The sequence below is a fragment of the Aquitalea sp. genome, from assembly GCF_030150775.1.
Taxonomy (GTDB): domain Bacteria; phylum Pseudomonadota; class Gammaproteobacteria; order Burkholderiales; family Chromobacteriaceae; genus Aquitalea; species Aquitalea denitrificans.
Genome location: NZ_JASLFG010000015.1, coordinates 76,119 through 83,165 on the forward strand (window position 1 = coordinate 76,119; position 7,047 = coordinate 83,165).

General features: G+C 53.2%; 7 protein-coding genes. 6 read left to right on the top strand and 1 reads right to left on the bottom strand.

Going from position 1 to position 7,047, the window contains the following annotated elements:
- The first annotated feature begins 36 nt into the window (after window positions 1–36).
- The 5 genes from QVF59_RS05620 (at window position 37) to QVF59_RS05640 (ending at window position 3,026) form a co-directional block, all read left to right on the top strand.
- Window positions 37–474, top strand: coding sequence for a DUF411 domain-containing protein (locus QVF59_RS05620; RefSeq protein ID WP_159876417.1), 438 nt, complete (start codon window positions 37–39; stop codon window positions 472–474).
- A gap of 64 nt (window positions 475–538) precedes the next feature.
- A complete protein-coding gene (locus tag QVF59_RS05625; RefSeq protein ID WP_287877945.1) occupies window positions 539–1,027 on the top strand; it encodes a cupredoxin domain-containing protein in 489 nt (162 codons plus the stop codon).
- A 26-nt stretch (window positions 1,028–1,053) separates the two neighbouring features.
- Window positions 1,054–1,449 carry a hypothetical protein gene (locus QVF59_RS05630; RefSeq protein ID WP_287877947.1) on the top strand — a complete coding sequence of 132 codons (396 nt, stop codon included), beginning with the start codon at window positions 1,054–1,056 and terminating at the stop codon, window positions 1,447–1,449.
- A 92-nt stretch (window positions 1,450–1,541) separates the two neighbouring features.
- Window positions 1,542–2,024 carry a hypothetical protein gene (locus QVF59_RS05635; RefSeq protein ID WP_159880780.1) on the top strand — a complete coding sequence of 161 codons (483 nt, stop codon included), beginning with the start codon at window positions 1,542–1,544 and terminating at the stop codon, window positions 2,022–2,024.
- 339 nt (window positions 2,025–2,363) lie between these two features.
- Window positions 2,364–3,026 carry a response regulator transcription factor gene (locus QVF59_RS05640; protein WP_159876423.1) on the top strand — a complete coding sequence of 221 codons (663 nt, stop codon included), beginning with the start codon at window positions 2,364–2,366 and terminating at the stop codon, window positions 3,024–3,026.
- Window positions 3,027–3,054: 28 nt separating this feature from the next.
- Here the strand turns inward: QVF59_RS05640 and QVF59_RS05645 are convergent, their stop codons facing one another.
- Window positions 3,055–5,058, bottom strand: coding sequence for a sensor histidine kinase (locus QVF59_RS05645; RefSeq protein ID WP_287877948.1), 2,004 nt, complete (start codon window positions 5,056–5,058; stop codon window positions 3,055–3,057).
- Window positions 5,059–5,268: 210 nt separating this feature from the next.
- Here QVF59_RS05645 and QVF59_RS05650 point away from each other — a divergent pair.
- Window positions 5,269–7,047: beta strand repeat-containing protein (locus QVF59_RS05650; RefSeq protein WP_502866796.1), on the top strand; the 1,779-nt coding region annotated here is incomplete at its 3' end.

Consider the following 7,047-nt stretch of genomic DNA (forward strand, 5'->3'; position numbering starts at 1 on the left):
ATCCGAATCCTTGTCATTGCCAGAAGGAGGGCCATCATGGCCACCATCCGTACCCGCATTTTTGCCGCCTTGTTCGGTGCGTTTAGCACCGCCGTTTTTGCCGCTACCCCGGTCACGCTGTACAAGAGCCCCACTTGCAGCTGCTGCGAGGCCTATATCAGCTATCTCAAGCACAACGGTTTTGATGTCAGCGCCATCAATCGTGATGACATGCAGCCGATCAAGCAGCAGATGGGGGTTACCCCCGGTCTGGGCAGTTGCCATACCGCCAAGATCGGCCGCTACACTATTGAAGGTCATGTGCCGGTGGCCGCCATCAAGAAGCTGCTTGCCAGCAAGGCCGACGTGGTGGGCCTGTCTGCCCCCGGCATGCCACTGAACAGCCCCGGCATGGGTGAAGAAAAGCCAGGCACGCTGGCCATCTACACCATGAGCAAAGACCAACGTACCGGCGTGCTGTTTGGCCGTTTCTGAGTCATTGCCTGACGGGGTGGGGCCAGGCTTTGGCCTTTTCATCCCGCCGGGCGGGAGCTGTGCAATGCACTATCAACGACACATTCTGCTGCTGGCACTACTGCTGCCCGCCACTGCCATGGCCCAGATGAAGGGCATGGACATGCCGGAGCACTTTGCTTTTGGCCAGCCTGCACCGGAATCCGAGGCCACGCGGACCATCCATGTCGAAGCCACCGACACCATGCGGCTTAATTTCGATGCCATGAACATCCACCGGGGTGAGGTGGTGAAGTTTGTCGTGAGCAATAGCGGGCAGGCTGTGCATGAATTTGCCATCGGCGATGAGGCATTCCGCAAGAAACATATGCTGGAAATGCGCAAACAGATGGCGGGAATGGAACATCACGATGTCAATGTGCTATCCATCAAGGGGGGTGAGACTAAAACCATTGTCTGGCGCTTTGATCCGCTCAAGAGCAAGTCCGTCCTGTTTGCCTGTTATGTGCCAGGGCACTTCGAAGCCGGCATGTATCACCGGCATGTCATGCTGAAACAAGCCTTGCCCAATTGATTGGCACAGTGCGTGGAGTAGACAAGATGTCCACCTTGTACCGGATACGCCAACAACTGCATACCTGGAGCCGGCTAGTGCTGGCGGCCTGGGTATTGGCGTTTACGCTGGTCGCGGTGGCAAATTGCCATACCATGCCGATGGAGCCGGATCATGAACACGCCAGCTTGCTGGCGCAATGGCAGCATGCCCATGACCAGCCCCACCATGAATTGTGTAGCAAGGTCTGTGCCGATGCCCAGCACGGCCTGGTGAAAGCCGATTCACACGGGCAGCCGCACATGTCCTTGCTGCTATTGGTCATCAGCCTGATCTGGCTGGGTGGGCCGGCCATCACCTTTCTTTTGCCGCAGGTGATCCGGGCATGGCCACGGCCACCCGCCCGGCCGCTACGCCTGCAGTTTTCCCGCTTCAACAACTAGCCCCGCATGCGGGATGGGTTGGCCATTCCCATGTCCCCCTTCCTGCCATTGCGGCAGGGTATTTCTTTGTCACGTCTATACGGAGTCGAATCATGAAAACCCAATGGAAAACCGTCATCGCCCTGGCCATTGTTGCCGCCACTTTTGGCGCACAGGCAAATGAAGCCCACCACCAGGATGCTTCCGCTGCCGTCGTCAACAAGAAAGCCGCCAAGCCCGCTGTCAAAAAAACGCCAGCCAGCAAGGTGATGCCATCAAATAAAGAGATGGAAATGCAGATGGAAAAAATGAATGCAGTACACGCCAAAATGGCCGCCGCCAAAACGCCTGAAGAACGGCAGGCCGCGATGCAGGAAGGAATGGCCGTGATGAAGGACAGCATGGGCATGATGAAGCAAATGCACATGGAGCACTGTCAGGACGGCATGTCCAATGCGGGCATGATGAAGGGCATGAAGCCGGGTGATGGCATGCCGATGAAATCCATGATGCAGGGCGATGTGCGCATGATGGACATGATGATGCAGATGCTGGATCAGCAGTCGTCGATGATGAAAATGCCGATGGCGCAATAATGGCCGGGCAGGGCCGGTAGCCGTCTTCATGCTGGTCCTGCCTTGTCGGCCTTGAACACACCGCGCTGTTCTCCTGAGCAAGTGCGCTTTGTTTGCCGCCGTCTTTTCCTGACATCGGGCTTGCTCAGAAGGTTAAAATAGGCCGGCTTGAAACAGGTGTTTCAAGTGAACGCTGTTGATTCTTGTACTGCCTGTCAACCCGCCAACCTTGCATGTGATTTCCTGCCATCGGCTGGTGCAGGCCGGGGGACAGGCTTGCCTGTCGGTGTAAGTTTTTGTAAGCAATGCCGGCTGGCAGGTCGATTAGAATGCTTGGCCTTGAACGATGCAGAACAGATTGTGGCAAAGATCTTATTGGTAGAAGACGAGGCCGAGCTGCGTGAGGAGCTGGCCAGATTCCTGCTGCGTAGTGGGCATCAGGTATGGCAGGCCGGCTCCATGGCAGAGTTTTCGGCACTGCAAGTTGTAACTGACATTGCAATTCTGGATATCGGCCTGCCGGATGGCACCGGGCTGGATGTGGCGCATGTCATTCGTCGCGAATCACCACGTACCGGCATCATCATGCTGACGGCCCGCAGTTCAACACAGGACATGCTCAGCGGCCTGAATGGCGGTGCCGACCACTATCTGGTAAAGCCGTTCCGCTTGCTGGAGCTGGATGCCATCATCAACGCCTTGTACCGTCGTATCGGGGGTGACTGGTGTCTGAATCTGCGCACGCGCCAGCTGCTTTCACCGCAAGGGCTGCATATCTCCCTGTCGCTGGCCGAGCTGTTGTTGTTTCAGCAACTTGCTGCCACCGGTCTGCAGATATTGAATCGCAAGAATCTGGTTGAAGCACTGGGATTTAACTGGCTGGATTTCGACATGCGCCGGCTGGATACCATGATCAGCCGACTGCGCAAGCGTTGGGCCGATGAAACCGGCACGGCCTTGCCGCTGAAAACCGAACATGGCAAGGGCTACAGCTTTCTTGCCACGATTGCCCAGCTGCAGTAAGGCTGCAGTAAGGCTGCAGTCAGCCAGGCTAGGCCGGGCTGATATCGGCTACTGCGGCAATATGTAGTGGCAAACACAGATGGATTCTGCAGCCTTTGCCTTCCAGGCTGTCTATTTCCAGTCGACCACCCTGGTTTTCCATCAGTTTGCGCGCCAGCATCAAGCCCAGGCCGCTACCTGGCTTGCCGGTACTGTTTGCACCGCGAAAATGTGGTTCAAATACGCGTGCAAGTGTTTCTGCGCTCATTCCGGGCCCGTTATCCCTGATGAAAATATTGATGTGATCACCAGCAGCGCTGCCGGTAAACAAGATGGTGGACTCCGGCGGCGTGTACTTGACCGCATTATCTGCCAGGCTGCGCAGTACCAAGAGCATCAGGTCAGGGTCGCAGACAATGTTTTCCGGCAGCAGATCCAGCTGCAAGATGAACTGATGAGCGCTGGACAGAATGGAAGCCGAGCGGGCCGCATCCTCAAGCATCATGTGCAGATTGCACTGTCGATACTGCACGCCACGCCTCATCAGCGTGAAGCTGTCCTCATTCAGATACCTGTCCAGCAACAGGCTCAGCCGGTTGGTTGCCTGCAGTATCTTGCTATAGCGGTTGCGTGTTTCTGTGTCCAGCTCGGTGGCATCCAGCTCCAGGTTTTGTGCCGTCATGTCAATTACGGTCAGGGGAGTGCGCAGCTCATGCGAAACCGTGGCAAAGAACTCGCGCTGTTCCGCTTGTGCGCGCCGTTCTATCTGCAAGGAAGCTTCTACCCGACGTACCGCCTGCTGTAATTGCACGGTACGCTGAATAACCTGCTCTTCAAGTTCGTGTTCATTCTTTTTTGCCAGACGCAGTGCCTCGGCCTGAGCATGATCATGAGCCTCCCGCAAGGTCTTGATCTTTATGCTGACAGCGTAGTTTAGCGCAAGCATATACAGGGCCATGCCAAGATAGTAGGTATTGTCGGTCAAGATATTGGATGGCAGCAAGGCGACATTGCGCAAGCTGCGCAAGGCTACCGCCAGCCAGAATGGCAATAGCGCCAGCAAGATACGCAGTGCCATCTTGTTTTTATTGCGCATGGTGTAAACAAATACCGTCCCGAACAGCATGTTCAATAATATCCATGCCTGGAATGCAGGCCTGATCCATTGCTGATCAGCCTGAAACAGCAATGTAACTGCCAGCGTTGAAAAAACCCAGTCTAACTGAACAATACGCCAGAATACCTTGCTCTGTATTTCCAGATAATACAAAAGCAATTGCCCGCCTATCGGAACGCTAAAATAAATACTGACAATCAGTATGATTTCATTCAGGTCAGGATAATCTCCCAATAAATATTGATAGATGTATCCTTCCGAACCTAGCATGACAATCAAGTTGGATAGCGCATAAAGTGCAAACCAGCTATAGGAGCGGTCGCTGGATGCCCGGTAAAGCCAAAATCCATTCAATAGCAAGGCGAAATAGACCGATGCCAGTGCGCCGAAGAAAATCTGCTCGGTGGCAATGCTGGTGATCAGCGATTTGTATGAAAAAAATACCGGTGTGATGGTGAGGGTGTTTTGGCTTTGCAGGCGAAGGTAAATAATATATGGCTTGTTTGCCGGAATGTTCATCCTGAATACAGCATTGCGATAATCAATTTCATGATCAGACATGGGGGTGTGGTCCCCCATTTTACGAATCAGCAATCTTCCTGATGCATCCTGTTCGTATAGTGTGGCGAGATCCAGCATGGGAGACTGCAGCTCCAGCCACCAATGCGCGGCCTGTTCTGGCTTGCGCACTATTTCCATTCTTATCCATACCGCACCAGGCTGATAGCCAAATGCGTTAGAGCTGGCTGCTTTGAATAGATGCTCTTTCAGACGGATTTCATCAATTTTCTTTTCACCGCTCGGATCAATCAGTGTTTTCCATGTGTATTGCAAAGCTTCGTTAGCGGGTGCTGAAAATGCCATTTGAATATTAAGGCATGAGATCAGCACTGCAATGAATATCCATGAGCAGATGCGGTGCGGGAATACAGGCATGCGTCTTATCGGCGAGAGAAAGAATGGGGCCTAATCCTAATCGGCTTTTAAAGGCTTTACCAGTTATTGGTCATTAAAAGTCGCCAAGTAAGGAGCCGTAAGGATTTGTAAGTAACGGTAAGGGCCGAGCGCAATGAAGTTGGCATTATCAATGCCGGTTTTTGTCTTCATGCCATATGAAAGTTGGCGTTTGACAATACTGATTGTTGGTTGATATTTAAATTAAATCAATCATTCGAAAAATATACTTACAAATCGGCAGGCCAAAGTCAGTCACTCGTTGATATGGCATGGCCATGGGGTAATGACAAAATGAAAAGATCCGACATCGGGTATCGTTTGACCAAAGTCGGTGGGAAGATGGCCTCCGTGGCCATGTGCGCCCTCACAGGATGCATGATCATGTCGATGGCGAACATGGCCATTGCTACGCCCGTCGTGTATTTCCAAACTTTTGTAACAGGTGAGACCCGCTTGCAGGATACGGTAAATACCTATTCTTCCAGTGCATCCTCCACCTTTACTACCACGACAGTGAGTGGTTTGGCATCTGGCAGTAGCTGGAACGTTTCTGGAATCGATATCTCGGCGACCAATGGTGCAAGCCGGACAATTGATTCGACTTATCTGAGTAACTCTCCCAGTCTGATTGCTGCATCAGGTACCACTGGTGTGGGCATTAATATGACGGCATCGAGTGCGGACCCGACCGGCAGTGGTCTGACATTCAAGTTTGGAACCCTGATGAATTCGTTTGGTGTCCAACTGGGAGACTGGGGTACTTGCTGCTATAACTCTTCGCTTTATATCCAGTTTGGCAATCAGGCAAGCAATACCTGGGAAGGTGCACAGCTGATTGGCACTGCAACGAAAATTGCTGATGTTCCCGAGCAGGCTAATGGGAAAACCTATACCTTTATCGGTGCCATCAACGATACAAACTTCTTCGATATGGTCCGTATCTACGGTGATGGTAATGGTGATGTACTGTATGCCGGCGGAACGATTTACACCGGCTCTGTAGCACTTAATTCGGTACCAGCCAGTGCCGGCTCCTCTACGCAAACCAGTAGTAGCGATATCGACAAGGCTCAGTCTCAATACCTGGCCAGCAATCTTGGTGGTTCGGTCAATCCTGCCTTTGTAGGGGGGACGCTCAAGAGCGATGTTGCCAGTGTGACGCAAAATTTCACCATTGATGATTCAGTCAATGGTGCCAGCAGTACGATCGATCAGAATGGCATGGACAGCAATTATTCCGGCGTATTGTCAAATGCTGCGGGAAAAACCGGCTCCATTACCATCAGCAATAGTGGCACGGGCGGTAGTGTCACTTTCTCTGGCAGCAATACCTATACCGGTACAACCACCATCGATGGCAACGCAACTCTGGCATTGTCCGGGAATGGCAGTATTTCTTCCTCAAGTGCCGTAATTGATAATGGCAGCCTTGATATTTCAGCCACCAATAGTGGTGCAAGCATCAACAGCCTGTCTGGTAATGGTGCGGTGGCACTTGGTAGCAAGACGCTTACCCTGAGTAATGCCAACGATACTTTTGCTGGTGTCATCGCAGGATCGGGCGGCCTGACCGTGGCTGGCGGCAATGAAACCCTGACGGGTGCCAATACCTATAGTGGATCCACCACCATTAGCAGTGGGGCAGGCCTGACGCTGTCCGGTAACGGCAGCCTGGCCAGCACGGCGGTGAACATTGCCAACGGTGCCACGCTGAACGATAACAACAGCGGCCTGTCCGGTGCCGCCAACCTGACGGCAGACGGTGCGCTGACGCTGGGTGCCGATGAAGCCATTGCCCAGCTCAATGGTGCTACCAGCGGTACGGTTGCGCTGGGCGCGCATACCCTGACCATTGGCAATGGCGGCAGCTTTGCCGGTGTTGTCAGCGGCACGGGCGGCCTGACCGTGGCTGGCGGCAATGAAACCCTGACGGGTGCCAATACCTATAGTGGATCCACCACCATTAGC

Bases quoted from the DNA above. Each gene is read 5' to 3' on its own strand.
- QVF59_RS05620 (WP_159876417.1), top strand. From the start codon at position 37: ATGGCCACCATCCGTACCCGCATTTTTGCCGCCTTGTTCGGTGCGTTT.
- QVF59_RS05625 (WP_287877945.1), top strand. From the start codon at position 539: ATGCACTATCAACGACACATTCTGCTGCTGGCACTACTGCTGCCCGCC.
- QVF59_RS05630 (WP_287877947.1), top strand. From the start codon at position 1,054: ATGTCCACCTTGTACCGGATACGCCAACAACTGCATACCTGGAGCCGG.
- QVF59_RS05635 (WP_159880780.1), top strand. From the start codon at position 1,542: ATGAAAACCCAATGGAAAACCGTCATCGCCCTGGCCATTGTTGCCGCC.
- QVF59_RS05645 (WP_287877948.1), bottom strand. From the start codon at position 5,058: ATGCCTGTATTCCCGCACCGCATCTGCTCATGGATATTCATTGCAGTG.